We start from the raw sequence: 24354 nt of genomic DNA, 5'->3' as shown, positions 1-24354 counted from the left end.
CGGTGTGTGCCAGCGCCCACCCGTTGCGTGCCAGACCTGAGAGGTCGACGTCGCGCTCGGCGATCCGGCGCAACTGGCTCTGCATCCCGTCCTCGTTCGCGGCCGGGACGAAGGTGCTGACGGTGGTGATCTGCTGCATGTTCTTCCTCTTCCTCATCGTTTTTTTGCCGTGATTCTCAATCAGATTTGTCAAGCCAGCGGGGGTGGTCTGGCTCGCCTGTTCTTCGTTCTCTCCCAGCGTTTTTTTGCCTGGAAGGCACGTAGTGCCGAGCAGGGTCGGAGGTGGGAGCGCAACCCGGAGGGAGGCGGAGGAGAGGTTGTCGGCGCGATGGGAGGGAGCGCAGCGACCGCGTGTCGAGAACCTCGGAGGAGCCGGCCGCGCAGCGGCTTGCGTGGACGCCGGAGGCCCGTACGCTGCCGAAGGCTTCCAGGCAAAATGCGCGCAGCGCACAGCACCGCGTCGACCGGAGGTCGGCGTCCATGTCGGTGCCCGCATCCGAGATCGTCTGCGCACCAGGAACGTGCTGCTCGATCGGGCCGCACGTGCTGCCTTTGTATGCAGTGCGTACCGCTGAGAAGCCGCATATCTCCGCGGAGTAGGCCGGTTCCGCCGCGCCACGGGTGCGAGCATGACCGTAGGAGGCCGGGATGCGTGACGCGGTGATGGTCGTCGAAGACGACGTCGAGATGGGCGAGCTCATCAAGCGGGGTCTTACCGGCGACGGCTACGACGTCGCCCTGTTCTCGAACGGGGTCGACGCGCTGAACGCGGCGCGCGACGCGGACTACGCCGCCGCAGTTCTCGACGTGATGCTCCCCGGAATGAGCGGCTTCGAAATCTGCCGGCACCTGCGCGCGACCGGCGCCACGCTCCCGGTGATCATGCTCACCGCCCGCGACGCCCTGCAGGACCGCGTGTTCGGCCTCGACGCAGGCGCCGACGACTACCTCGCCAAGCCGTTCCACTTCGAGGAGCTCTCCGCTCGCCTACGAGCCATGATTCGCAGAGAGCACCTCACGAACCGGGCACCGGTCGTGCTGGGAAATCTGCGCGTCGACCCCTACGCGCACGCCGCGACGGTCGACGGCGCCGTCCTGCCTCTGAGCCCCAAGGAGTTCGGCGTCCTCCGCGCGCTCGCGGCGCGCGCCGGGGACTTCGTGCCGCGGGAGGAGATCCTGCTCGAGGTGTGGGGGTCGGCGGAGTTCGTGGACCACAACATCGCGGAGCAGTACATCAGCTACCTCCGCCGCAAGCTGGCCGCGGCCGGGGCGTCGGTCGAGATCCTCACCCGACGGGGTGCGGGCTATCGCCTCGGGGTGACGCCGTGAGCTGGCGGTCCCTGTCGATCCGGGTGCGGATCACGGTGTCGAGCCTGCTGGTCGCGATGCTGTTCTTCGGGATCGTCGCGGTCGTCGTGCGCGAGCAGCTCGATCACATCCTCGATGCCTCCACGATCGAGCTGGTCCGCTCGGGAGCGTCGCAGGCGCTGATCGAGGAGAGCCGCGACACCGCCGAGGCCGTCGTCGGCGGCGTCAGCACGACGCTCCTGATCGCCCTCGCGATCCTGTTCGTCGCGTTCGCTGTGACGTCCTGGGTCCTGGTCGGCCTCGCGCTGCGCCCCGTCGGCAGGATGCGCGCGATCGCCGACCGGCTGCGCCAGGGACGCTCCACCGAGCTGCTCCCGGTCGGGCCCGCCCGCGACGAGCTCTCCGACCTCGCCTCGACCCTGAACGCGCTGATCGCGGACCTGCGGGAGTCGGCGGACGGGGAGCGGCGGCTCGTCGCCGACGCGAGCCACGAGCTGCGCACCCCGCTCGCCGCGCTGCGCACCCGGCTCGAGCTCGCTGAGCGGGTCCGCGACGATCCGGCGGCTCTCTACGCCGATGTCGTCGACGCGCGCCGCTCGATCGACCGCCTGCAGTCCCTGACGGACGGGCTGCTGATCCTGTCGAGGATCGACGCGGGCATCGCTACCGGCGACGCCTCCTCGGCGGCTCTGCGGGAGGAGGTAGCCGACAGCGTCGACCGCGCCCGGATGCTCGCCCGCGAGCGGGACCTCGCGATCGACTTCGTCGCCCCCGCCTCGATCGTCGCCGCCCGGTACCCGATCTCCCCGACCGATTTCGGCCGGATCCTGGACAACCTGCTCGCGAACGCCGTCACTGCGACGCCCGACGGCGGCAGCGTCAGCGCGACCCTCGTCGAGCGCGCCGAAGAGATCGTCCTCTCCGTCGACGACGACGGCCCGGGCGTTCCTGACGCGTTCCTCGCGGTCGCGACTGACCGTTTCACCCGCCCGGATGCCGCCCGCTCCCGCGACGGCGGCGCCGGCCTCGGGCTCGCGATCGTCGCCGGTCTCAGCCGCGCCGCCGGCGGCGAGCTCCGACTCCGCAACCTCGCCCCCCACGGCCTCGGTGTCGACGTCCGCATCCCCGCGACGCAGCCCCACCCGACCTCTCGCAAGGAGAACCGATGATCGACCCCCAATCCCTCCTCGACGGCGCCGGCCCCTGGGCGATCGCCCTGGTCTGCCTGATCGCCTTCGTCGAGACGGGCCTGCTGATCGGGTTCTTCCTCCCCGGTGACACCCTCCTCTTCTTCACCGGTGTCTTCGTCGCGACCGGCGTGATCTCCCTGCCGGTGCCGCTGGTGATCCTGATGGTCGCCGCCGCCGCGTTCCTGGGCGACCAGCTCGGGTTCGTCATCGGCCGCGCGAGCGGGCCGCGGATCTTCGAGCGCAAGGACAGCGGGCTCTTCAGCCGCTCGAGCGTCGCCCGCACCCAGTCGTTCTTCGACCGGTTCGGCGGCTGGGCGGTCACCATCGCCCGCTTCGTGCCGGTCGTGCGCACCTTCGCCCCCGTCGCCGCGGGCGTCGGGAAGATGCACTACGGCCACTTCGTCGGCTTCAACGCACTCGGCGCCGCCGTCTGGTCCACCGGCGTGATCCTCCTCGGCTTCTTCCTCGGGCAGATCCCCGGCGTCGCGGACTTCGTGGGGAAGTACATCGACATCGTCCTCGTCGGCATCGTCGTTCTCAGCCTCGCCGGCATCGCCCTCACCTACTGGCGGCAGAAGAACCGCGCCGGACGCGACGCCTGAGCCCAGCGCTCAGGGGGTCGCCGTGACGGCCGCGCGCGGTCGGCGGAGCGCGATCACCGCGACCAGCAGCAGGAACACCGCGAGGGCCGCGAGCGTGACCGGGCCGGTGCCCAGGCCCAGGCCCTTCTGGGCGACGGGATCCGCGAGCCAGTCGCAGACCGAGGCGCCGAGCGGTCGCGTGACGACGTAGGCGGCCCAGAACGCGAGGACCGCGTTCCGCCCCGTGAACCGGTGTGCGAGAGCGGGGATCGCGATGATCGCCGCGAACAGGACGGCGGAGGGCAGGTAGCCGAAGCCGAGGGTCGACGCGGTCAGGTCGCCCGCTGCGGTGCCGAGTGCGAACGTCCCCGAGACGGCGAGCCAGTAGAACGCGGCCCGGCGCGGCGTCGTGATCGAGTGGATCGACAGCGTCCGCTCCACCCGCCACCACACGGGGAAGACCGCCGCGAGAGCCACCGCGAACCCGAAGGTGGAGACGAGGTACGGGACACCGGCGACCACGTGCAGCACGTCGGCGGCCATCGTGCCGAAGACACTCACCATCAGCACCGCCAGCCAGTACACCCAGGGGACGTACCGGCGGGCTGCGAACTGCAGCGCCAGCGCGGCGAGGAACGCGAGCCCGGTCACTCCGACAACGATCACCGGGTCGAACGCGGTCGCGAGGAAGTCCGACGCCGTCTCGCCCATCCCCGTCGTCAGCACCTTGAGGACCCAGAACAGCGCCGTCGCCTCGGGCACCGTCGAGGCGGCGTAGCGGCCGGCGAGGAGGCGGGAGCGGATCCGAGGGAGCGGACGGCGGCGCTGATCGGTGAGATGCGTCATGCCGCCATGGTCGGGCAGTCTGCGGCACCCGGGGCTGGGGGCTTCGCCGGGTCCGTTGAACAAGCGCACAGCGACCCGCTCACCGGCAGCGCTGCCCGCTGCCTTCCGCCGTCATCTGGTCGGACGGTGCCCGGAGAAGCGCCGCCAACGGAACGACGGTGATGCAGCACGTTCGGTGTGCAGCCTGACCGCGAGCGGCGCCCAGACGATCAACGCCACCCCGGCGCCCAGGAGCAGCCCGCCGACGGTGTCGGAGATCCAGTGCGCACCGAGGTAGGTGCGGCTGAGCATCATCGCCACCGTGTAAAGGGCTCCGGCGATGCGGACCCACCACAGCGGGAAGACGATCGCGAGGACCATCGCGGTCGTGGCGGCGTTCGCGCTGTGGCCGGAGGGGAACGAGCCGAAGTCGGCGTTCACGAGGATCTCCAGCGGCCGCGGACGACCGACAGCGTTCTTGAGGATCTGCACCAGCAGCCCGCTCAGCGGCGCGGCGATCGCGAAGTACGTCGCCGCCCACCGACCCCGCCAGACCAGCAGCCCCACGAACACGACGAGCGGAATCACGATCGTGCCGACGATCCCGCCGCCGAGGCTGTTCATCACCAGCGACGGCACCAACCAGAACGTCGACCGGTGCTCGATGATCTCGTTCATCCACGCGGTGTCGAACCCGAACGGCTTGTCGTGCTCCCGGTAGAAGATCAGCGCGGCCAGAAGTCACGTGAGCAGCACCGCGAGGCCCGCCGAGATCAGCGGCCAGCGTCGCGCCGCCCGATAGGCGATCGCACCATCGGCCGGGGGTCCGCTGTTCGGCATCAGTGCCGTCCTCCTCGCTCGGCGCGCAGCACGCCGGAGGAGTCCACGCTACGAATGCGCGGGCTCCGGGTGCGGAGGATTCCCCCGCATCCGTTGTGAAAGCACAGAACCTGAGCCCATCGGCTCGGTACCGACCTGGTCGAACCGCGGAGCTTCGGGTCGTTGTGAGCAAACACAACGCAGCACGGCGCATCCCGAGCCGCCGCCCACGTCCCGGCTGGGACTCTGCGGGCATGGACATCTCAACGACGGCAGCACCGTCCCGCGGCCGGCGGCTGCTCAGCAAGGTCCCCGAGGTCACGATCTGGTTCTGGATAATCAAGATCCTCTGCACCACGGTCGGTGAGAGCTTCGCCGACTGGATCAACATGGTCCTCGGCGTCGGCCTCATCGCGACGGCTGTGATCTTCATCATCGTCACCGCGGTCGTGCTCGCCGTGCAGATGCGGCTGCGACGCTACGTGCCCGCCGCGTACTGGCTGACTGTCGTGGTGATGAGCGTCACCGGCACCCTGCTCACCGACATCCTCACCGACCAGCTCGGAGTGCCTCTCTGGGCCAGCTCCCTCGTCTTCTCGCTGCTGCTCGTGATCGTGTTCGGCGTCTGGTATTCGGAGGAGCGCACCCTCTCGATCCACAGCATCGACACCACCCCGCGGGAGGCGTTCTATTGGGTCACCGTCCTGGTCACCTTCGCGCTCGGCACCGCCCTCGGCGACTGGACTCTCGAGCTCACCGGCTGGGGCCCTGGCGTCTCGATCCTCCTGCCCCTCGCCCTGATCGCCATCGTCACGGGCCTCTGGCGCTACGGAGCGAACCCCGTCCTCGCGTTCTGGATCGCCTACATCCTCACTCGCCCCCTCGGCGCCAACATCGGCGACTGGCTCGGCCTCTCCCCCGACGAGCAGGGCCTCGGGCTCGGCACCTTCGTCACCAGCATCGTCTTCCTGCTCGCGATCCTCGCAACGGTCGTGTACCTCTCCCTCAGCAAGGCCGACGTCGACAAGGGCGCGGCCGAGCACCACACCCCGCCCGTCGCTCGGGAGCGACGCTCGCTCGTCGCGTTCGCGGTCCTCGCCGTCGCTGTCGTCGGTCTGCTCGCCTTCACGAACAGCCAGCCGCACACCACTCCGGCACCGGAAGGCGCAGCCCCGGCCTGCGATGCGTCGGGAACGCTGTCCGCAGCTGACGCGAAGGCATCCGTTCAGACCGACTTCCCCTCCGCCGACGTGCAGAACTTCCAGACGATCACCGCCGACACCCTCGCCCTCGTCACCAGCGGCGATCAGGCCGGCGCGAAAGCCCGCGCCACCGACCTCGAGACCGCCTGGGACGACGCGGAGCCCGCACTGAGCGCCGCGAACTGCCAGACGTGGACCTACGTCGACCAGCAGATCGACCCCGTTCTCTCCTCCGTCCGCGCCGGCAGCCCCGACCCGGCCGCCGAGACGACGAGCATCCGGACACTGCTGACCACCCTGACCGGGAAGTAGAGAGGTCGGAGCGAGAGACCTCCTCTTCCACGAACCGCCCCCGGTGCCCCGCTTCCCTCCCTGGGACGCTGGGACGCCGGGGGCGTTCTGCGTCCAGCCGGTCGACGCCCTTCCGCCTCGGACACCGAAGTGTCGAGGCCGGCTCTATCCCGTTACCCCGACGACGACCGGACGAGGAGCACTCCGGCGCAGTAGCTGCGCACCGAAGAGCGTCCCGACCACGACGAGGTACCCGAGCCAGGCGGCGAAGCGGGCGGCGCTGGGATCGGGCGCGACGTTGAAGATTCCTGCCAGGACGACCCCGTACCAGCTCGTCGGCGGGATGAGCGACGACATGTCGAACAGCGCATTCCCCTCTCCGGGGATGAGGCCGGCCTCCTGGAAATCGTGCACGGCGTAGCCGAGCACGCCCGCCGCGACGATCACCAGGAACCATCCAGTCCATGCGAAGAAGCGGCCCAGATCGATCCGGACGAAGCCGAGCGACAGGACGACGGCGAGGACCGCCGCCGTGAGCATACCGAGGACCGCGCCCCACGCCGCGGCTCCAGCGTCTTGATTCGAGGACACGGCCGCCCACAGGAAGAGTGCCGTCTCGACGCCCTCGCGCGCGACGCTCACGAAGCCGAGGACCGCGACCCCGAGAGCACCGCCCGCGATCGCTACTCGTCCCTCGAGATCGCCCTTCAGGGTGCGGGCGTTGCGCGCCATCCAGAAGATCATCCATGTCACCAAAGCCACCGACAGGACCGACAGCGTCCCACCGAGGATCTCCTTCGCCTGAAAACTGAGACCGTACGGACCCCACGTCAGCGCCGCGCCAACTCCGAGCGAGACGGCGATCGCGAAAGCGACGCCGAGCCACAATGCAGGGATCAGGTGCCGGCGGCCGGTTTTCGTCAGCGCGGCGATCAGGATGCCGGCAACGATGCCCGCTTCGAGGCCCTCCCGAAGAGCGATCAGATAATTCGAAAGCACGCAGCATCACCTTTCACCGGAAGTTTGGTGAGGCTTACCTTAGAAATTGACGCTGCCATTGAAGCTGGCTCGCCGCCGTGAACCGCTGTACATCCACACAACGGCTTTCGACCTGTTTTCGCCTCGAATTCCTTGCATCTCACCGATGTTCGCGTCGGTTTCGTGCATCGACGGCATAGCGCACCGCGCGTCGTTGCGGCGTCAGCGTGGAGAACCACCCGGCGCGACGACCGGGGGCTTGAGCGGAGGCAAGGCCCGCAGCTTCAGTGATGCGGAACCGGAGGGGTCTGTGGGTGGAGGGCTGTAACGGGTCTGGTCACGGAACATCGCCCAGATCACGTTGATTCGTCGCCGAGCGAGAGCGATCAGTGCTTGCTTGTGAGACTTGCCTTCCTGTCGCTTGCGTTCGTAGAACGAGCGAGAGACTGGGCAGTTTCTCGAGGCTATGAATGCCGCCTGGAAGCAGGCGTTCAGCAGACGTCGGTCGTAGCGGCGGGGCCGGTGGTGGTTGCCGGAGATCTTCCCGGAGTCACGAGGCACAGGAGCGAGGCCCGCGAAGCTGGCCAGGCGGTCGGGCGTCTCGAACGCGGCGAGGTCGGCGCCGGTCGCGGCGAGGAAGTCTGCTGCAAGCCTTCGGCCGAATCCAGGAGTCGAAACCAAGAGCTCCGCAGAAGGACTGCCCTGAAGCACGGCATCCATTTCCGCCTCGAGGTCGGCCAGCTCGTCCCGGATGCGCAGCAGGTCGTGCGCAGACCGGCTCACCAGCCGAGCCGCAGCCGCCTCCCCAGTCACGGTCGAGGTCTGCTCGCGCGCGGCATCGACCGCGACTTTGGCCACCGCCGTGGACTTCCAGCAGCCCTGCCCCTTCAACCATGCCGCCAACCTGCTCTCCCCCATCCGCCGGATCGCTCCAGGCGTCGCGTACCGGGTGAGCAGTACCAGCGGTCCCCTGGTCGTCGCGTAGTTGAATGCTCCCTCCAGCGACGGGAAGTAGTGGACCAGGATGGCGCGCAGCCGGTTCACGGCGCGGGTGCGGTCGGAATAGGATCCCCCGAAACCCTTCTATGAGTCAGAGTCAATTCAGGCGTAGCAGCGCCTGTCGCTGGCCGGACTAGCTCAAATTGTCCGGGCGCCCCGTAGCCGCCCATCGGGAGGCATTGGCCTGGTGGCGGTAGAGCGTCGCGCGACTCCACCCGACGAGCCGCGCGGCGTCCTCGGGGCAGTGCGGCCGCGAGCTCGCCCGTCGGCGGCGATCAACAGGCGACTCCGACACGATCCAGCACTCGGCACGCGCCGCACTGGAGCTGGTCGATGCTCCCCCTCGATTCCGGTTCCATCGGGACGTCGGCATCGTGCGCGCAGATCCCAAGACGCTGCGCCGCCTTCGTCGCTGGGCAAAGTAGGCCAAACCACTCGCACCAGCAGCAACAGCCCGTGGGACTCCCTTGAGCCGTACTCGCCTGGCCACGCCCATCCACGTTGACCAAAAAGAAAGAGGAGCGCTCGTGACTGACGACATCAGCTTGCTCTACGACGCCGAGACGGCTGACCGCGCCCTGCGAGCTTTCGTGGAGAAGATGGTCGGCTTCACGGGACTCGACATGTGGACCTTGTTCTGCAGTATGGAGCGCGACTCGAACGTCGAGGGCGTCCCCGACGACGTAGCGCTGTGGACCGACTGGATGTTCGAGCTGTGGACCGCGAGCGGCTTCACATACGACGCACCCGCAGCAGAATTCGTGAGCTTCGCGGCCCCACCGAGACGACAGGACGTCACGAACTCCTACTACCCCGTCACTGTGCAGGTTGGCGTCAGCGTGTACCCAGTCAAGATGATGCTCGGCACCGACTCGCTCTGGCCAGCCGAGGCGTCGTCTCGCTCCCGCCCCGGAGGGCGGACCGAGGGAGAGCACTTCGACCTCATCGTCCGAAATCTGCACCTCCTCCTGACCCGGAACCCCGACCTCGAGGACAAGCGCTCGATGCTCGGCCTCCTGTCCTCCTGGGACGTCCCCGGTGCCAGCACGCACCGCGGACCTACCCGGGTGAGGTAAGCCACTGGTGGGGAGTTCGGTTACGGGTCTCCCGACCCGGCCGCCGTGCTTACCCACAGACCTCTGGGGTGACACCAGCCCTCGGAACTGACCGGTTGACGATCGTGCACCGGACGGATTCGCTAGTGGTCCTCGCTCGCCGGTCCTTCTGTGTCAGCGAGGAAGGTGGCGGCGAGTCGAAGGACCTTCTGGCGGTATCGCTCGCCGGCTCCGATGCCTCGTGCGTCGAGCTCGTCATCGACCTCGACAAGGGGCTGCGCAGCTGCCGGTCCTTCGTGGCCAATGCGGTCGTGCACCCAGGAGGAGAAGGAGCGGAGATCCCAGTCCCCGTCGAGCAACCGGAGGCATGCGACGCGCAGCGCGAGAAGCGGGATCTCTTCCCCGTCCCGATCTAGCGGTCGCGCGCCCGCCTCGATGAGTGCCGCGAAGCTGAGGTCGAAGACGTCGGCGGGAGTGGCGCTGGAGTAGAGAGACGCGAGTGCGACGAGGGACACGCCGTCACTCCCCGCTGCGAGAAGATCTGCCGCCAGAGCGATCACATCTCTGGGCTGGACCAGCCCGAAGAAGAGAGCGGCTGTCGCTTCGCGCAGGGTCGCGATCGAAGAGGCGTCACGGTCTTCTTTTGCGACCCGAATCCGGCCTCCTCCGACCAATTGATCACTGCGGCCCTGCCCTGCCGCCGCCGCAGCGGCATCAGCGCGACTCAACACATCGATCGGAACCGGTCGGTGACAAATCGGTCCGCTACTGAACCCATGCTCGAGCTCGTAGACGCACTCCGAGCACACGGGGCTGCCGACCAGGCCGGCGTCCGCGAGGTGCTCCACCCAGGGGTGCGAGCACTCACCACAAACCTCAGCGAGCAGAACCCGGAACCGGGCGCGGCGCGAACGGCGAGCGTCAGCTCGCCGGCGCCACTGCGAGAGGCCGACCATCACGTGAGCGTAGCGAGCGCGCCACCAAGCAATCGCGCGCTTCGCCTCATCCGCATCGCCTCTGGCGTCCCGTTTGGGGATTCCCATACGGACGGTAACTAAGGATCTATCCGGCGGTGATCAGCTCGCCGGGCGCACCGAGAGACGCGAGGTCGACATCGCCCTGTGACGTCAGGAGCTCTCCGCTGATCCCGTCGTAGACGGCGGTGAAGACGTCCACCCGATGGAGGTCGAAGCCATAGGGCACGTCTGTTCTCTCCGCGGGCGCGTGCACGGTCAGCGCCCAGACCGGCTCGTCCTGTGCGACCCAGTAGTGGTCCGCGAGAGCGGGGTCATAAGCGGCGAGCTCCTCGTACGTGGTTCCGACCGCGTAGATCGGGTACTGCTTCTTCTCCTCCGCACTGAGCGTCGAGAGCTGGACTCCGGTGCCGTTGGCCAGGTCGAGCGCCGGGTTCGTCAGCTGCTGGACGTCGATGATCGGCCCCTCAGAGGCGGCGGTGGCGATGGGGGTGCCCGGTGGGCCCTCCGTCGGGACGGTGGGTGTCAGGGACTCCGTCATCTCTGTTGGTTCGGCAGGCGTCTCGGTGGAGATGGGGGTCGTGCTGGCGGTGGCGTCGATGGTGACGGGGCCGGAGCGGATGCGCATCGTCGTGGAGGTCTGGGTAAGGCTGACGTCCTCGGCGCCCAGCACGTCCATGAGCCACTGCTCTCGTTCGTCGGCGGCGTCGAGGCAGCCGACGTACGTCGTCGCGGGGCCTCCGGTGACCACCCATACGGAGGTCTGCAGGCCGGCGGACTGGAGGTCGTAGGTGAGCGTGTTGCAGGGACCGTCGACGCTGAGCTGCGACCGGCCGTCGGTGCCGGTGATGCGAAGGCTGACGGGGTGATCGAGCAGCCATCCGCCTGATCCTTGATCGCCGATGACAGCGGTGGTCTCGTAGACGGGCTTGGTCGCGTCTTCGGCGCTGAGCAGTTCACCCGGCAGCTGCGCCGTCGACGGCGACCCGGGGCTGCTGGCGCTCGTCGCGCATCCACTGGCGAGGAGCGCCGCGGAGAGGCAGAGGGTACTGAGGGCGAGGGTTCTCGTGCGTCTGAAGGTCACTGGTCGACTCCGGTCCGGGTCGTGGGCGGGTTGGTGCAGTCGACTTTGGTGGTCAGGTTCGTGAAGATGACGATTCGGGCGCCCTCCTCGCACACCTGAGTTCCTGCTAGGGAGAACAGGGCGGCGTCCGTTCCGTCTCCGTTGGTGCCCGCGAGCGCAGCGCACGCCGCGGCGAGCGACGCAGTGGAGTGTTCTGCGGGTGTCTGGATCTCGCCCGACAGGGCAACGCCCTGTCCGTCCGGTTCCCAGCAGGTGACGGGCGCTGCGACCGGAGTGCCGCGCTCGGTCGTCACCGCCGTGAGGACTGCCGCGCTGAGGACGGCGCCGGCGATGCCGGCGAGCGTCACCGCCGCGGCCTGGCCGAGACGTCGGCGGCGGCGGATGCGGTGCGCGAGGCGTGCGCTGATGCGCTCGAGCTGCTCGTCGCTCAGGTCAGGATCGTCCATGGTCTTCTGTCCGTTCCGTCAGGGTTCTCGCCAGTGATGTCCGCACCCGCGAGAGGCGGTTGCGGACAGTCCCGTGGGACAGGCCGAGGGAGCGAGCGGCATCGCTGTAGCTGAGGTCGTCCTCGATGCACGCCGTCCAGATCGCCCGGTCCGTCGCGCTCATCTGCTCGACCAGACGCCGCACGTCGAGCAGCCGGTCGCTCGTCTCCGCGTCGACGCCGCGAGAGGCGGTGTCGTCGGAGAGGGGCAGGTGGCGTCGGCGCTGCTCGCGGCGGTTGGTCGAGAAGCTGAGGTTGCGTACCGTGACCAGCAGCCAGGGCAGCACCGACTCCCCCACGATGCGCACGCCCGAGCGGCGCTGCCAGAGCAGGAAGAAGCTCTCCTGCACGACGTCCTCGGCATGACCGGCGTCCGCGAGGAAGCTTCCCGCGGCCCGGTAGACCGCGCGGCCGTGCATCCGGAAGAGAGCATCCAGCGCCGAAGGGTCACCGCCGCGAAGACGATTTACCAGCGTCACCTCAGCAGCACCGACCATCCGACATCACCCCCTCAGTAGTGAATGCCCTCAGAGCACGGTTTCGTCTCAAACTTCACGAACGAACATCGCCGGTCCCGCAATGCGTCTGTGAACGAACGCCTTGCGGACGCTCTCGGTCGCGAGCCGGTAGCTCCTCGTGGTGAGAGCCGCATCACGCCTACTCTTCTCCCGTGGGCGGACTCGAGCTGGGCAGCCGTCGAGGCCGTTTCTCGCCCATTGAGGGGAGACGCCGTGGGTGAAGGTCTGGACAGTTGGGATCCGAGCGGGCTCTCGCCGGACCGGCAGACGCCACCCCGCCAACGACGGTCGGTGAGACTGTCGATCGCGCTGGGCGCTCTAGCCGTAGTGGCGGCCGCGGTTCTGTGGGTAGGTGATCTGCTGTTCGGAGTGCATGGCCCTTCCCACTACGTCAGCATCACCAACGACACCGGAGCCTCACTCACCTGGTCCTGCTCCTGGTCCGATCTTCACCTCGCCGCCGGGGAGACGGGTCAGCTGCGCATCCTCGACCAGCCCGACCAGGACTACGGCTGCGTCCCACAAGCAGCGACCCCCTTCGTAGCGGCGGCGCACAACAACGACATCTGCCCGTCACTGAACTCCATGACCGAGGGAAGGCAGTTCACGGCAACCGACTTCGCGAAGACATACCGCTGCCCGTAGCTGATGCGCGCTTGCGGCGTCGTTCCGAGCTGGCTCGACAGCTGTTCGGGATCATCGCGTCGGGCGGGCGCACCGAGAGCAGCTGTCGGCACGTCCCCCTCGGTCCGGAGGACGGCTAGACCGGCGTCGTACACGGGAGCGCAGAGAACGGCTGCAGCCGCGATCGTCGCTCCCGCGACGACGAAAGGGCGTCCGCGCTCTCTGGGCTCATCCACGAGCCCGGCCACGAGCAATGCGCTGTGGCCCCTGAGGGAACCGCGGCCACTCCATCCGGTCGCCCCAACCTCACGAGAAAGGGAGGAGCGGGGATGACGGCGGATGACCTGCTCTCCCTCAACCCGTTCCGCTTCCCTTCGGACGAGATTCTGCGTGTCGGTGAAGTGTCGCTGCGCGATGACCTCCCTGCGGGGCGCTCGCAGCCGCCTCTGTTGTTCCGGTTCTTGATCGATCCCGTGAAGTGCAGTGCATGATGTCCCGATGACCGTTGGAGAGCCCCCGCGACCGAGTGCAGCGACGCCCGTCGTTCTCGCCTTGGTCTTCGGCGGTCTCGCAGCCGTCATGGGAGCGGTTGCCTCCATCTACATGTGGGACCCGAGCGAGACGTGCCGGACCCGCGGCGGAGGCAGCCTGACCGGAGAGGGGTTCCTCTGGAACCCGCTGTGCTCGGACGGTTCGACCGTTCAGCCGACATGGATGACGTTGACGACTGCTGCGGCGTTGATCGTGGCTGTGACATGCGTCGTCCTCGCGGCCATCCGACGAGCTGAACGCGACGGACAGGAAACGGCGTCGTCCGACGTTCTGCACGACTTCTCGCGCCAGACCCTGCCGGAGGACAACCGGCTCCGCAAGCTGGGCGACGAATGGTGAGAGACGGCGGCTCCCAGGGGTTCTATCGTCCCGCCGTCGCGATGCGGCGTGCGTCGGTCCAAGGCGTTTAGGTGATCGCTCGACGATCCCCATACGGGACGCGCACAAGGCGCTCGGGTTCGCGAGACTGAACTGATGTCGGGGTTGCTGGTCATCGATCTCGTGTCGCGCGTGATCAGAGCCCGCTGCGGCCGAGCCGCGGCGCACGAGAGGTGACGCGCCCGACGTCGGGAATCAGCACGCCTCATGATCCACGGCGACGGAGGACAGGACATCAACCGGCCGATCTGCGGCGTCGGCTCAGTGCCCAGACGAGCGCGCCCGCGAGGAGCACCGCGCAGGTCAGCCCGGCGACGTGCAGGACGAGCGAGAGCGTCCCGTTCTCGGGGAGCAGAAAGCCGTAGGGCACCCACCCGTCGGTCGCTCCGCGGACGAGCACGACGACGACCCAGACGATCGGGTAGGGCAGGACCACCCACAGCCGGCGCCAGGAGAGCGGTCCGCGGTCGGCGACGACGATCCAGTCGAGGAGGACGAGCGCGGGGAGCACCACGTGCAGGACGGCGCTGACCCAGGGCGGAGCCGTCCCGGTACCGGGTACGAGGGTGTTGTAGATCACGGCGACGACGATCGAGTAGGCCGTCGCCGCGCCGCGGACGTAGCTCAGCCACACCGGCGTCGGACGGCGGGCGAGCGCGACCGATCCGGCGACGATGAGCACCGCGCTCGCGAGGAGGCTGGTCTGGTTCGTGAAGTAGCCGAAGTAGTCGAACGGATTCGGGTCGCCGGCCGCGATGCTCAGCGCGTAGGTGTGGAGGATCACCGCGACCGCGGCTGCACCGACGGCGATGCGCTCTACACCCACGAAAGGGCGGGTCAGTGCCGGGGAACTCATCGGGTCAGCCTAGGAGCCGTCGGGCTTCCTGATGACCCGCAGCAGACCGGCTGACAGCGGTCAGCCCGCCGGCACCGTCCGCATCTCCTCGCCCACCGAGGTGTGCAGATCGCCGCTTCGACTGGGGCTCTGCACCATCGATGACTCTGTCCGAGTGCGAATGACGGGGGTCCGTGTCACCCTGACTGCATGGGTTAACTCCCGGCCGGCGCTGGGCTCTGCCTCTCCCCTTCGTCTCTTCCCAGCCGGTGCAGCACTGACGGGATCGGGCAGGCTCGCCTGGCTAGCGCTACCGAGGGGTGGGTGCTTGCATGGCCCTCATGTCGACCCCATTCACGCCTCAGCCCTCCTCGCCCCGCGCGGAACCGCACGACAGCGCGATTTCAGGGCGGCTGAACTGGTTGCGAGCGGGCGTGCTCGGCGCGAACGACGGCATCGTCTCGGTCGCCGCTCTCGTCGTGGGTGTCGCCGGAGCGACGACCGCCACGGCACCGATCCTGACGGCGGGCGTCGCAGGGGTCGTCGGCGGTGCGATCTCGATGGCGCTCGGCGAGTACGTGTCGGTGAGCAGCCAGAGCGACAGCCAGCGCGCACTGATCGCGAAGGAGCGGGTCGAGCTGGCCGAGGATCCCGACGGGGAGCTCGAAGAACTCGCCTGGCTCTATCGAGCGCGTGGCCTGACCCCGGAGACAGCGCATCAGGTCGCCCGCGAGCTGACCGAGAACGACGCTCTGACCGCACATCTGGAAGCGGAGCTCGGATTGAACGAGGAAGCGGTCGCCAGCCCGCTCGCCGCCGCCGGCGCCTCGGCGCTGGCGTTCCTCCTGGGAGCCGTGCTGCCGCTGCTGGCGATCCTGCTCCCTCCGCCGGACTGGAGGGTTCCGGTGACCTTCGCCGTGGTGCTGATCGCCCTCGCCGCGACCGGATACATCAGCGCACGGGTCGGCGGCAGCCCGGCTCTGCGCCCGATGATCCGCATCGTCGTCGGCGGCGCTCTGGCCCTCGCGGCGACGTTCCTGATCGGCCTGCTGCTCGGCACGTCCGGCGCAGTCTGATGTCCCGGATCCTCGTCGTCGAGGACGACCCGCAGATGGGTGCCCTCGTCGAGCGGGGACTGCGGGAGGACGGCTACGACGTGCAGCTCGTCGACAACGGCGTCGACGCGCTGATCGCCTTCACCGCGGGAGACGTCGATGTCGCCGTCGTCGACGTGATGCTGCCAGGGATGACCGGGTTCGAGGTCTGCCGACGGATGCGGGAGTCGGGCAGCACCGTCCCGGTCGTGCTGATCACGGCGCGGGACGCCGTCGAGGACCGGATCTTCGGGCTGGACTCGGGCGCCGACGACTATGTCACCAAGCCGTTCCACTTCGGCGAGCTGAGCGCCCGGATCCGCGCACAGATCCGGCGCCGAGCCAGCGGCCCGCAGCCAGTGGTCCAGATCGGAGCGCTGCGCCTGGATGCCCTGTCCGTGCGCGCGACGGTCCGAGAGCGTCCCTTCGCGCTGAGTGTCAAGGAGCTCACGCTGCTGCGCTTCTTCGCCGTGCATCTCGATGAGGTACTGACCCGGACGGAGATCCTCGCCGAAGTGTGGGGGTCTACGGAGACGTTCGAGCCGACCCTCGTGGATCAGTACGTCAGCTACCTCCGCAAGAAGCTCGCCCTCGCCGACACAGGCCTCCGGATCACGACCGTCCGCGGCGCCGGATACCGGCTGGAGCGCGCCGAGTGAGGCTGCTGCGCTCCCTGTCGATCCGCTCCCGGATCACCCTCGGCAGCCTCCTCGTCGCGCTGATCGGGGTCGGCGTGATCACCCTCGTGCTGCACGGGCAGTTCCGCAGCATCGTCGTCGCGTCCGAGGTGACCCTCGCCGAGGGCGACCTCGCCCCGTATCTCGCCGATCTGGGATCGGACCCGACCGAGACCCCCGACCCTCCGGCCGAGGGGATCCTGATCTTCGCGCGCGCTCCCGGCGGAGCGGTCCCCGTCGATACGATGCCGCACGACGTCCACGAGGTTCTGGAGCGCAGCACCGGCAGCGACGGCACCTCGACGGTGATGACCGACGAGGACGTCCGGTTCACGATCGTCTCCCGGACCCTGGACACGAGTGCGGGCACGTGGGAGCTGTGGGCGGCTCGCAGCGGCGCCGGCAGCGACCTGACCGTCGCGGCCCTGGACCGGACGCTGCTCGTCAGCGCCGCGGCCCTCGTGATCCTGTCCGCCCTCGCCGCATGGCTGCTCACCGGCGCCGCCCTGCGTCCGGTCGAGCGGATGCGCCGCACCGCCGCGTCGCTCGGCGACCGGCACGGCGGCGAGCTTCCCGTAGGCCCGGCGACTGATGAGCTGTCGGATCTGGCGGAGACGTTGAACGCGTTCATCGCTCGGACGCGGGACACCGCCGATCGGGAGCGGCAGATGGTGTCCGCGGCAAGCCACGAGATCCGCACGCCGCTGGCAGTCGTCATCACCCAGCTCGAACTCGCGCACCGGCACTTCGGCGACGCGGACGCCCTCGAAGAAGAGATTCGCGCCGCCGAGGGGTCCCTCGCCCGCCTGTCCCGCCTGGCGACGAACCTCCTGGAGCTCTCCCGGCTGGACGCCGCCCCGCCCGTCACCGCGCGCGCGACGGCGAGCGAGCTGGAGACCGAGCTGATGGACTCCGTCGACCGGCTGAGGACGATCACCGGCGGCACCGGCCCCGACATCGAGCTCGATACCGCGATCGAGCGCGCCGACGCGCCCTACCCGCTCTCGGTGAGCGCGTTCTCGCGGATCCTCGACAATCTCGGCGCGAATGCGATCGCCGCAACACCTCCTGCCGGACGCATCACCCTCCTCCTCGAGCAGCACGATTCCACCCTCGAGCTGAGCGTCCGGGACACTGGGCACGGCATCCCGGAGGAGTTCGTGCCGCACGCGTTCGAACGCTTCTCTCGACCCGACGAGGCGCGCACCAGCCGCGACGGCGGCAGCGGGCTCGGGCTCGCCCTCGTCGCAGCTCTCGTTGACACCGCGGACGGATCGGTCACCATCGAGAACTGTCGACCCGCCGGAGTGAGGGTGACGGTCGTGCTGCCCGAGCGGTGACATGTGAGACCTCGAACACGAATCGGGCTCCGGCGGGGAATCGGCACGCATCCCTCATAGTCGACACCAAGACTCCCCCGCGACGGTAGGAGCGCGCCCCCGGAAACCCGAGGTCGGCGCATGCGACACCGACCGGAGGGCGCCGCCGTGAGCACCACGATCCGACCGACCAACGCACCCGCACCCCACGCGCCGACCACGCTGCGGCGGTCGCAGGCCGACCGCGAGCGATCCCTGCGTCGGCGCCTGCGTTCCGCGGACGCGCTCGTCACCGCCAGCTGGGTCTCGGTCGCCCTCGCCATCGCGCTCTACCTCGCAGCCGGCGGGCCCGCGGAGGCCACCGATATCGCCGGAGCTCTCACGGCCGCAGGGATCGTCGCCGGCCTCGTCGGCACCGACCTGATCCTGGTCATGCTCGTCCTCGCCGCCCGGATCCCCTGGATCGATCGCACCTTCGGCCAGGACACCGCGATGGCGCTGCACCGTCGCCTCGGCAAGCCCGCCCTGTCTCTGATCCTCGGGCACGGTGCCCTGCTCACCGTCGGCTACGCCCTCACCGACGGGCTGACGCTGTGGAACGAGACACTCGCTCTGTACTCCGGCGCCGACATGCTCCTGGCGCTGCTCGGCAGCACCCTGCTGGTGCTCGTCGTCGTCACCTCCCTCGTCGCCGTGCGCCGCCGCTTCGCGTACGAGGCGTGGCACGCGATCCACCTCCTCAGCTACGCGGCGGTCCTCGTCGCCGTCCCCCACCAGCTCTCCGCCGGCCAGGTCCTCGCCGGGAGCACCCCGCAGCGCGTCTACTGGCTCGCCCTCTACGTCCTGGCGTTCGGAGCGATCGCCAGGTTCCGGTTCGCGGTGCCCGTACTCGCCACCCTGCGGCACCGGATCCAGGTCGAGGCCGTCGAGACGATCGCCCCCGGCGTCTTCTCCATCCACCTCTCCGGCCGCGACCTCTCCCGCCTCGGCGTGATCGGCGGGCAGTACGCGATCTGGCGGTTCTGGAGCCACGGCACCTGGTGGCACGCCCACCCGATCTCCTTCTCCGCCGTCCCGACCGACACTCGCGCGCGGATCACCGTCCGCGCACTCGGAGCCGGGACCGACCGGCTCGCACGACTGCGCTCCGGGACTGCGGTCTCGATCGAGGGCCCTTACGGGATCTTCACCGACGTCGCCCGCACCGCCCCGCGCCTCGCGATCATCGCCGCCGGCATCGGCATCACCCCCGCTCGAGCGCTCCTCGAGCACGGCGGCCTGCGCCCCGGCGAGGCCACCGTCCTGCTGCGCGCCACCGACGACTCCCAGACCTACCTCTGGGACGAGACACAGACACTGGTCCGCAGCAGCCACGGCGCACTGTTCGGGATGATCGGCCGGCGGCCCGCAGGGCTCGCGACGTGGATGTCCGCCGAGTCCGTCGCCCGCGGTGTGACGCTCGCCTCGGCGCTGCCGGGCCTGCTCGACTCCGACCTGTTCGTCTGCGGTCCCACCGCCTGGGCCGACCTCGTCGTCCGCGACGCGCGAGCGGCAGGCCTGCCCGACCGGCAGATCCACGTGGAGAGGTTCGACTGGTGAGAACACGAGCAGCAGTCGCCAGCGTCCTCGCCTCCCTCGCCGTCCTCGTCGGCGGCTGGCAGATGGGATCAGCCGGCGCCACCGGTTCCCCGCTCGCCACCGGGACGAGCGCCACCACAGCCACGGAAGGAGCGGCTCCCGCGGTGACCACGCCGACCCCGGCCGGCGCCCCCGCCTCGACGACGCCCTCCGCCGGCGCGCCCACCGACCCGTCGGCCGGTACGAGCTCGACGGCCACTGCGAGCCCGTCCGCCTCGGCCGACGGCACGTGGACCGGCTCATCTGTTCCGACTCGCTTCGGCGCTGTGCAGGTCGCGATCACCGTCGCCGGCGGGCAGATCACCGACGTCACGGCCGTGCACCTCACGGACAAGGACGGCCGGTCCGTGTCGATCTCGCACCGGGCCGCGCCGATCCTGCGTCAAGAAGTCCTCGCCGCCCAGTCCGCGAACGTGCAGGCGGTCAGCGGAGCGACCTACACCAGCGACGGGTACCTCACCTCCCTGCAATCGGCGATCGACCAGGCCGGACTCTGACCGTGCACACGTTCACGACGATGGGCACCGTCGTCAGCCTGCGCGCCGCCGACGACACCCCGGTCGGCGACGTCGAAGCCGTCTTCGCCGACGCCGACGCCCGCTTCAGCCTGTACCGGCCGGAGTCGGAGGCGTCCCGGATCGCCCGCGGCGAGCTCGCGCTGACGGCCGCGTCCGAGCAGATGCGGACCGCCTACACCGAATCGCTGCACTGGCGAACGGCGACGGACGGCGCCTTCACCCCGCACCGGCCCGACGGGGTCATCGACCTCGCCGGAACCGTCAAAGCGACCACCATGGCGCACGCGGCCCGGCTGCTCGGCGACGGCGAATGGCTCCTCGATGTCGGGGGAGACGTCCTCACCTCGCCCGCCGACAGCTGGACGATCGGGATCGTGGATCCCGGCGACCGGCAGGCGCTGCTCTGCATCGTCCCCCTCGGCGACGGTCGCCGCGCGATCGCCACCTCCGGGGCCGCCGAACGCGGAGAGCACGTCTGGCGCCGACCTGCCGAGCCCGGTGACGTCCCCTTCGTGCAGGTGTCCGTGATCGCCGAGGACATCGTCACCGCCGACGTCCTCGCGACCGCGATCCTCGCCGGCGGCGTCGGGACGCTCGACACCGTCACCGACCGCTTCGACGTCGACGTCCTCACCATCGACGCCGCCGGTGCCCTTCTCGTGACCGACCGGCTCCGCCGCCTGATCGCACCGGCGAGCCGGCACACGTCCTGACTCCGCTCGGTCGGCTCCTCGCATATCGGCGGTGAAGCGGGGAGTCGGCTCGGAGGACGGGCGAGTGATCGTTCGAGGGCTCACACGAACACGTCCAACGGCAGAGCGCGCAGGGCGGGGCGCGTTAGCGTCACGAGGACAGCCCCCCTCTCGACCGAAGGCGCCCCCGATGAACGACTGGCAGATCAACGGCCTCCCCCTCCACCCGCTCCTCGTGCACGCCGTCGTGGTTCTGCTCCCCCTCGCCGCACTGATGCTCATCCTCGGCAGCCTCTGGCCGGCCGCCCGCCGCAAGTTCGGGATCCTCACCCCGATCATCGCCCTCGCCGCGCTGATCGCCGTCCCGCTCACCACGCAGGCCGGTGAAGCGCTCGAACGACAGACGGAGCCGTCCGCGATCCTCGAGAAGCACACCGAGCTCGGCGACCACCTGCTCCCCTGGGCTGCCGGCCTGTTCCTCGTCGCCCTGGTCCAGTGGCTCTGGTTCCGCCGCACGCGACGAACCGAGGACCGAGCCGCCACCACCCGCCGCCCCCTCGTCGGAATCGTGCTCGCCGTCGCAGCGATCGCCATCTCCGTCGGAGCGACCATCGACGTCATCCGCATCGGCGACTCCGGCGCACAAGCCGTCTGGTCCGACTCCACCTCGAGCACCAGCACCGATCAGGCACCCGCGCCCGACAGCGACGACGACTGACCCACCCGCTCTCGGGCGCTGCCCTCTCCGGCTGACACCGCCCCCTCTTCGCAGGAGGATGGTGTGAGTGCCTCAGCACTCGACGCCATCTGCGAGGTCCTCGGCTGCCAGGTGGGCGACATCCTGACTCACGTGCCGGACGACGTCGGGAGCAGTACGGATCGGCTCGGTGACCGAGCGGCCCGCTGACACGTCGCACCTCGGTGGTCGACTGGTCACCGCGGGCGTCGTCCAGCTGGTGGCCGTCGTCGCGCTCAATGTGCTGGGGCCGATCGTGCCCGTCTGAAGGATCTCCGGCCCGAGCGCTCAGGGTCCACTGCGGTCCCCGATCTGTCGCCTCTGCTCTGCTGGGCGATCGCCGCGGCGGTGTTCCTCGTCTGGGCCTGGTCGACGGCGTGGCCGGCCGGCCCGGAACGCACCCGCGACCTCGCCCGCCACGAGGACCGGTCCCGGAAGCTGGTCGACTCGCTCATCATCGCCGCCACCTTCTTCAGCCTCGTCCTCGTGGTCGTCGCACTCCTCCGCAGCCAGCAGAAGGACCCCGTCGGATCCGCGGCCGCGATCCTCGCGGTCGTCGGGGTCGTCGCGCCCCGGGCGCTCATCAACACCGTCTACGCCTTCAAGTACGCGCGCATGGACTACCTCGACGACCGCCACCGCTTCGACTTCGACCAGGACGAGGAACCGTCCTACAGCGACTTCGCCTACACCGCGTTCTCGATCGGGATGGCCTACAGCGCGAGCAGCATCACCCAGTCCTCCACCCCCTCACGCCGCGTAGCCCTGGCCCACGCCCTGCTGTCCTACTTCTTCGGCACCTTCGTCGTCGCCGTCGCCATCAACCGGATCACCGGCCTCACCCAGGGAGGGTGAGGAGCGCCGCACATCCTCAGGCAGGCGTGTCGGAGCTCGATACTGATGTCATGGCATCACCCCTCGTCTCCGACGTCGCTCACTCCGGTCTCACCGTGGCCGACCTCGACGACGCGCTGGTGCTGTGGTGCTCCGGTCTCGGGTTCGTGCTCGAGCGCACCTTCACGCTCGACGTCGACGTCACGGCGGCGACCACGGGCGTCCGTGGAGCCGTGATCCGCGCAGCGACGGTGACCCTCGGCCCCCACCGGGTGGAGCTGCTGCAGTACGACCCGCCCCGACAGCTCGAGTCCGCCGGCTCGCCCGCACAGGTCGGCACGGTGCACATCGCGCTCACGGTCTCGGACCTCGATCGTGTCCTCGAGCTCTGCGCTGGACACGGTTGGAGACCGGTCGGGACACCTCACCGGATGACCGCTGGCGCCCGAGCCGGCACGCGCATCATCTACCTCGAAGGTGCCCTCGGCGGATTCCTCGAACTGATCGCGCCCCCGCAGCTCCCGTAGGCCGCGTCGGCCGATCGCGTCGAGGGCCCGATCTCTCAGCCCGCCAACCTCGCCATCCACTCCTCCACCGCGTCGGGCGTGCGCGGCATCGCCGCCGAGAGCAGGATCGACGACGTCTCCGTGACCACGAGGTCGTCCTCGATCCGGATGCCCAGGCCCCGCAGCTCGGCGGGGACCGTCAGGTCGCCCGGCTGGAAGTAGAGGCCCGGCTCCACGGTGAGGGTGTGGCCGGCCGCGAGCACTCCGCCGAGGTAGGTCTCGTGCGGAGCGTGGTTGCAGTCGTGCACGTCCATCCCGAGCATGTGCCCGGCGCGGGAGATGCTCCACCGGCGGTGGTACGACGCGGACGGGGCCATGGCCTCGTCGACGGAGCAGCGGATCAGGCCGAGGTCGATCAATCCCTCGGTGAGGGCTCGCCCGCACGCGTCCTGGTCGAGGGACAGGGGCCGGCCTACGGATCGGTCGTCGCCTCGGGAGCGCACGCCACGACCCTCCACTACACGCGGAACACCGGGCCCCTCGCCGACGGCGACCTCGTCCTGATGGACATGGGCGTCGAGCTGCCCTCGCTCTACGCCGCCGACATCACCCGCACCTTCCCGGTCAGCGGGGAGTTCACTCCGCTGCAGCGGGACGTGTACTCGATCGTGCTGCGCGCGCAGCAGGCCGGCATCGACTCCCTGCGCGCGGGAGTGCGCTTCCAGGACTACCAGGACGCGTGCGGGCGAGCCCTCACCGAGGGATTGATCGACCTCGGCCTGATCCGCTGCTCCGTCGACGAGGCCATGGCCCCGTCCGCGTCGTACCACCGCCGGTGGAGCATCTCCCGCGCCGGGCACATGCTCGGGATGGACGTGCACGACTGCAACCACGCTCCGCACGAGACCTACCTCGGCGGAGTGCTCGCGGCCGGCCACACCCTCACCGTGGAGCCGGGCCTCTACTTCCAGCCGGGCGACCTGACGGTCCCCGCCGAGCTGCGGGGCCTGGGCATCCGGATCGAGGACGACCTCGTGGTCACGGAGACGTCGTCGATCCTGCTCTCGGCGGCGATGCCGCGCACGCCCGACGCGGTGGAGGAGTGGATGGCGAGGTTGGCGGGCTGAGAGATCGGGCCCTCGACGCGATCGGCCGACGCGGCCTACGGGAGCTGCGGGGGCGCGATCAGTTCGAGGAATCCGCCGAGGGCACCTTCGAGGTAGATGATGCGCGTGCCGGCTCGGGCGCCAGCGGTCATCCGGTGAGGTGTCCCGACCGGTCTCCAACCGTGTCCAGCGCAGAGCTCGAGTACACGATCGAGGTTCGAGACGGTGAGCGCGATGTGCACCGTGCCGACCTGTGCGGGCGAGCCGGCGGACTCGAGCTGTCGGGGCGGGTCGTACTGCAGCAGCTCCACCCGGTGGGGGCCGAGGGTCACCGTCGCTGCGCGGATCACGGCTCCACGGACGCCCGTGGTCGCCGCCGTGACGTCGACGTCGAGCGTGAAGGTGCGCTCGAGCACGAACCCGAGACCGGAGCACCACAGCACCAGCGCGTCGTCGAGGTCGGCCACGGTGAGACCGGAGTGAGCGACGTCGGAGACGAGGGGTGATGCCATGACATCAGTATCGAGCTCCGACACG

At 69.5% G+C, this 24354-nt stretch carries 30 protein-coding genes; 19 read left to right on the top strand and 11 right to left on the bottom strand.

The features are described from left to right. Nucleotides 1-648: 648 nt before the first annotated feature. Genes C5C82_RS11145 through C5C82_RS11135 form a run of 3 tightly spaced genes read left to right on the top strand, consistent with a single transcriptional unit; the run spans nucleotide 649 to nucleotide 3100 of the window. Nucleotides 649-1329, top strand: coding sequence for a response regulator transcription factor (locus tag C5C82_RS11145; protein WP_104355061.1), 681 nt, complete (start codon nucleotides 649-651; stop codon nucleotides 1327-1329). After that, entirely contained in the window at nucleotides 1326-2477 is a 1152-nt protein-coding gene (locus C5C82_RS11140) for a HAMP domain-containing sensor histidine kinase (protein WP_104355089.1), read from the top strand. Before C5C82_RS11145 ends, C5C82_RS11140 begins: the two co-directional genes overlap by 4 nt. Then, on the top strand, nucleotides 2474-3100 hold the full coding sequence (locus C5C82_RS11135; protein ID WP_104226507.1) for a DedA family protein: 627 nt from the start codon (nucleotides 2474-2476) through the stop codon (nucleotides 3098-3100). Before C5C82_RS11140 ends, C5C82_RS11135 begins: the two co-directional genes overlap by 4 nt. A gap of 9 nt (nucleotides 3101-3109) precedes the next feature. Here the strand turns inward: C5C82_RS11135 and C5C82_RS11130 are convergent, their stop codons facing one another. Together C5C82_RS11130 and C5C82_RS11125 are read right to left on the bottom strand one after the other, a co-directional pair. After that, nucleotides 3110-3925, bottom strand: coding sequence for a hypothetical protein (locus C5C82_RS11130; RefSeq protein ID WP_104355088.1), 816 nt, complete (start codon nucleotides 3923-3925; stop codon nucleotides 3110-3112). Nucleotides 3926-4036: 111 nt separating this feature from the next. Beyond that, nucleotides 4037-4582 carry a phosphatase PAP2 family protein gene (locus C5C82_RS11125; protein WP_219814838.1) on the bottom strand — a complete coding sequence of 182 codons (546 nt, stop codon included), beginning with the start codon at nucleotides 4580-4582 and terminating at the stop codon, nucleotides 4037-4039. Between the two features lie 395 nt (nucleotides 4583-4977). On the opposite strand from C5C82_RS11125, the gene C5C82_RS11120 reads away from it, so the two are divergent. Continuing rightward, on the top strand, nucleotides 4978-6237 hold the full coding sequence (locus C5C82_RS11120; protein ID WP_104355087.1) for a hypothetical protein: 1260 nt from the start codon (nucleotides 4978-4980) through the stop codon (nucleotides 6235-6237). Between the two features lie 144 nt (nucleotides 6238-6381). On the opposite strand, the gene efeU is transcribed toward C5C82_RS11120, so the two are convergent. Both efeU and C5C82_RS11110 read right to left on the bottom strand, forming a co-directional pair. Then, the gene (gene efeU, locus C5C82_RS11115; protein ID WP_104355086.1) at nucleotides 6382-7215 is read right to left on the bottom strand and encodes an iron uptake transporter permease EfeU; all 834 of its coding nucleotides are present in this window, start codon (nucleotides 7213-7215) and stop codon (nucleotides 6382-6384) included. A 201-nt stretch (nucleotides 7216-7416) separates the two neighbouring features. Then, nucleotides 7417-8238 (bottom strand): transposase, encoded by an 822-nt coding sequence (locus C5C82_RS11110; protein ID WP_104355067.1) that lies wholly within the window; start codon nucleotides 8236-8238, stop codon nucleotides 7417-7419. Between the two features lie 482 nt (nucleotides 8239-8720). On the opposite strand from C5C82_RS11110, the gene C5C82_RS11105 reads away from it, so the two are divergent. Further along, nucleotides 8721-9269: a hypothetical protein gene (locus C5C82_RS11105; protein ID WP_104355068.1), complete on the top strand. Its 549-nt coding sequence runs from the start codon at nucleotides 8721-8723 to the stop codon at nucleotides 9267-9269. Nucleotides 9270-9391: 122 nt separating this feature from the next. On the opposite strand, the gene C5C82_RS11100 is transcribed toward C5C82_RS11105, so the two are convergent. From C5C82_RS11100 to C5C82_RS11085, 4 genes are all read right to left on the bottom strand, one after another. After that, complete coding sequence (locus tag C5C82_RS11100; protein WP_146082074.1) at nucleotides 9392-10204, bottom strand: hypothetical protein; 813 nt, start codon at nucleotides 10202-10204, stop codon at nucleotides 9392-9394. 106 nt (nucleotides 10205-10310) lie between these two features. Then, nucleotides 10311-11306: a hypothetical protein gene (locus tag C5C82_RS11095; RefSeq protein WP_104226510.1), complete on the bottom strand. Its 996-nt coding sequence runs from the start codon at nucleotides 11304-11306 to the stop codon at nucleotides 10311-10313. Then, nucleotides 11303-11752 carry a hypothetical protein gene (locus tag C5C82_RS11090; RefSeq protein WP_104355085.1) on the bottom strand — a complete coding sequence of 150 codons (450 nt, stop codon included), beginning with the start codon at nucleotides 11750-11752 and terminating at the stop codon, nucleotides 11303-11305. Before C5C82_RS11090 ends, C5C82_RS11095 begins: the two co-directional genes overlap by 4 nt. After that, nucleotides 11739-12287, bottom strand: a complete 549-nt coding sequence (locus C5C82_RS11085) for an RNA polymerase sigma factor (RefSeq protein ID WP_104308041.1) — start codon at nucleotides 12285-12287, stop codon at nucleotides 11739-11741. The genes C5C82_RS11090 and C5C82_RS11085 overlap by 14 nt, the downstream gene beginning before the upstream one ends. A 390-nt stretch (nucleotides 12288-12677) precedes the next feature. Here C5C82_RS11085 and C5C82_RS11080 point away from each other — a divergent pair, with 390 nt between their 5' ends. The 3 genes from C5C82_RS11080 to C5C82_RS11075 all read left to right on the top strand — a co-directional run bounded on the left by C5C82_RS11080 (nucleotide 12678) and on the right by C5C82_RS11075 (nucleotide 13823). Further along, on the top strand, nucleotides 12678-12953 hold the full coding sequence (locus tag C5C82_RS11080; RefSeq protein WP_146076568.1) for a hypothetical protein: 276 nt from the start codon (nucleotides 12678-12680) through the stop codon (nucleotides 12951-12953). 308 nt (nucleotides 12954-13261) lie between these two features. Next, entirely contained in the window at nucleotides 13262-13423 is a 162-nt protein-coding gene (locus C5C82_RS17595; protein ID WP_181068051.1) for a hypothetical protein, read from the top strand. Between the two features lie 7 nt (nucleotides 13424-13430). Beyond that, nucleotides 13431-13823, top strand: coding sequence for a hypothetical protein (locus C5C82_RS11075; RefSeq protein WP_104250836.1), 393 nt, complete (start codon nucleotides 13431-13433; stop codon nucleotides 13821-13823). Nucleotides 13824-14097: 274 nt separating this feature from the next. Here the strand turns inward: C5C82_RS11075 and C5C82_RS11070 are convergent, their stop codons facing one another. Next, nucleotides 14098-14718, bottom strand: coding sequence for a Pr6Pr family membrane protein (locus tag C5C82_RS11070; RefSeq protein ID WP_104355084.1), 621 nt, complete (start codon nucleotides 14716-14718; stop codon nucleotides 14098-14100). 320 nt (nucleotides 14719-15038) lie between these two features. Here C5C82_RS11070 and C5C82_RS11065 point away from each other — a divergent pair, with 320 nt between their 5' ends. The 10 genes from C5C82_RS11065 (at nucleotide 15039) to C5C82_RS11020 (ending at nucleotide 22732) form a co-directional block, all read left to right on the top strand. Continuing rightward, nucleotides 15039-15773: a VIT1/CCC1 transporter family protein gene (locus tag C5C82_RS11065; RefSeq protein WP_258063407.1), complete on the top strand. Its 735-nt coding sequence runs from the start codon at nucleotides 15039-15041 to the stop codon at nucleotides 15771-15773. Further along, the gene (locus tag C5C82_RS11060) at nucleotides 15773-16450 is read left to right on the top strand and encodes a response regulator transcription factor (RefSeq protein ID WP_104226516.1); all 678 of its coding nucleotides are present in this window, start codon (nucleotides 15773-15775) and stop codon (nucleotides 16448-16450) included. Before C5C82_RS11065 ends, C5C82_RS11060 begins: the two co-directional genes overlap by 1 nt. Next, nucleotides 16447-17808, top strand: coding sequence for a cell wall metabolism sensor histidine kinase WalK (locus C5C82_RS11055; protein ID WP_104226517.1), 1362 nt, complete (start codon nucleotides 16447-16449; stop codon nucleotides 17806-17808). Before C5C82_RS11060 ends, C5C82_RS11055 begins: the two co-directional genes overlap by 4 nt. A 147-nt stretch (nucleotides 17809-17955) precedes the next feature. Beyond that, nucleotides 17956-19386, top strand: a complete 1431-nt coding sequence (locus C5C82_RS11050) for a ferredoxin reductase family protein (RefSeq protein WP_258066082.1) — start codon at nucleotides 17956-17958, stop codon at nucleotides 19384-19386. Continuing rightward, nucleotides 19383-19922 (top strand): FMN-binding protein, encoded by a 540-nt coding sequence (locus tag C5C82_RS11045; RefSeq protein WP_258059424.1) that lies wholly within the window; start codon nucleotides 19383-19385, stop codon nucleotides 19920-19922. Before C5C82_RS11050 ends, C5C82_RS11045 begins: the two co-directional genes overlap by 4 nt. A gap of 2 nt (nucleotides 19923-19924) precedes the next feature. Next, entirely contained in the window at nucleotides 19925-20656 is a 732-nt protein-coding gene (locus C5C82_RS11040; RefSeq protein WP_258066080.1) for an FAD:protein FMN transferase, read from the top strand. Nucleotides 20657-20825: 169 nt separating this feature from the next. Further along, nucleotides 20826-21353, top strand: a complete 528-nt coding sequence (locus C5C82_RS11035; protein WP_104226519.1) for a DUF2231 domain-containing protein — start codon at nucleotides 20826-20828, stop codon at nucleotides 21351-21353. 63 nt (nucleotides 21354-21416) lie between these two features. Then, nucleotides 21417-21542, top strand: coding sequence for a helix-turn-helix transcriptional regulator (locus C5C82_RS18260; RefSeq protein ID WP_181065426.1), 126 nt, complete (start codon nucleotides 21417-21419; stop codon nucleotides 21540-21542). 93 nt (nucleotides 21543-21635) lie between these two features. Then, nucleotides 21636-22226, top strand: coding sequence for a DUF1345 domain-containing protein (locus tag C5C82_RS11025; RefSeq protein ID WP_104355082.1), 591 nt, complete (start codon nucleotides 21636-21638; stop codon nucleotides 22224-22226). A 50-nt stretch (nucleotides 22227-22276) separates the two neighbouring features. Further along, nucleotides 22277-22732 carry a VOC family protein gene (locus tag C5C82_RS11020; protein WP_104308035.1) on the top strand — a complete coding sequence of 152 codons (456 nt, stop codon included), beginning with the start codon at nucleotides 22277-22279 and terminating at the stop codon, nucleotides 22730-22732. A 35-nt stretch (nucleotides 22733-22767) separates the two neighbouring features. On the opposite strand, the gene C5C82_RS11015 is transcribed toward C5C82_RS11020, so the two are convergent. Further along, complete coding sequence (locus tag C5C82_RS11015; RefSeq protein ID WP_104355081.1) at nucleotides 22768-23088, bottom strand: M24 family metallopeptidase; 321 nt, start codon at nucleotides 23086-23088, stop codon at nucleotides 22768-22770. Between C5C82_RS11015 and C5C82_RS11010 the strand changes: the two genes are divergently transcribed. Further along, a complete protein-coding gene (locus C5C82_RS11010; protein ID WP_104355080.1) occupies nucleotides 23065-23838 on the top strand; it encodes a M24 family metallopeptidase in 774 nt (257 codons plus the stop codon). The genes C5C82_RS11015 and C5C82_RS11010 overlap by 24 nt on opposite strands. Before the next feature lie 35 nt (nucleotides 23839-23873). Here the strand turns inward: C5C82_RS11010 and C5C82_RS11005 are convergent, their stop codons facing one another. Then, nucleotides 23874-24329, bottom strand: a complete 456-nt coding sequence (locus C5C82_RS11005) for a VOC family protein (RefSeq protein WP_104355079.1) — start codon at nucleotides 24327-24329, stop codon at nucleotides 23874-23876. Nucleotides 24330-24354: the final 25 nt, after the last annotated feature.

The organism is Rathayibacter sp. AY1D5 (genome assembly GCF_002932515.1).
In the GTDB taxonomy this organism is placed as follows: Bacteria; Actinomycetota; Actinomycetes; order Actinomycetales; family Microbacteriaceae; genus Rathayibacter.
Note: the sequence above shows the minus strand (reverse complement) of the source record. Positions and strands in the feature narration are given on the sequence as shown.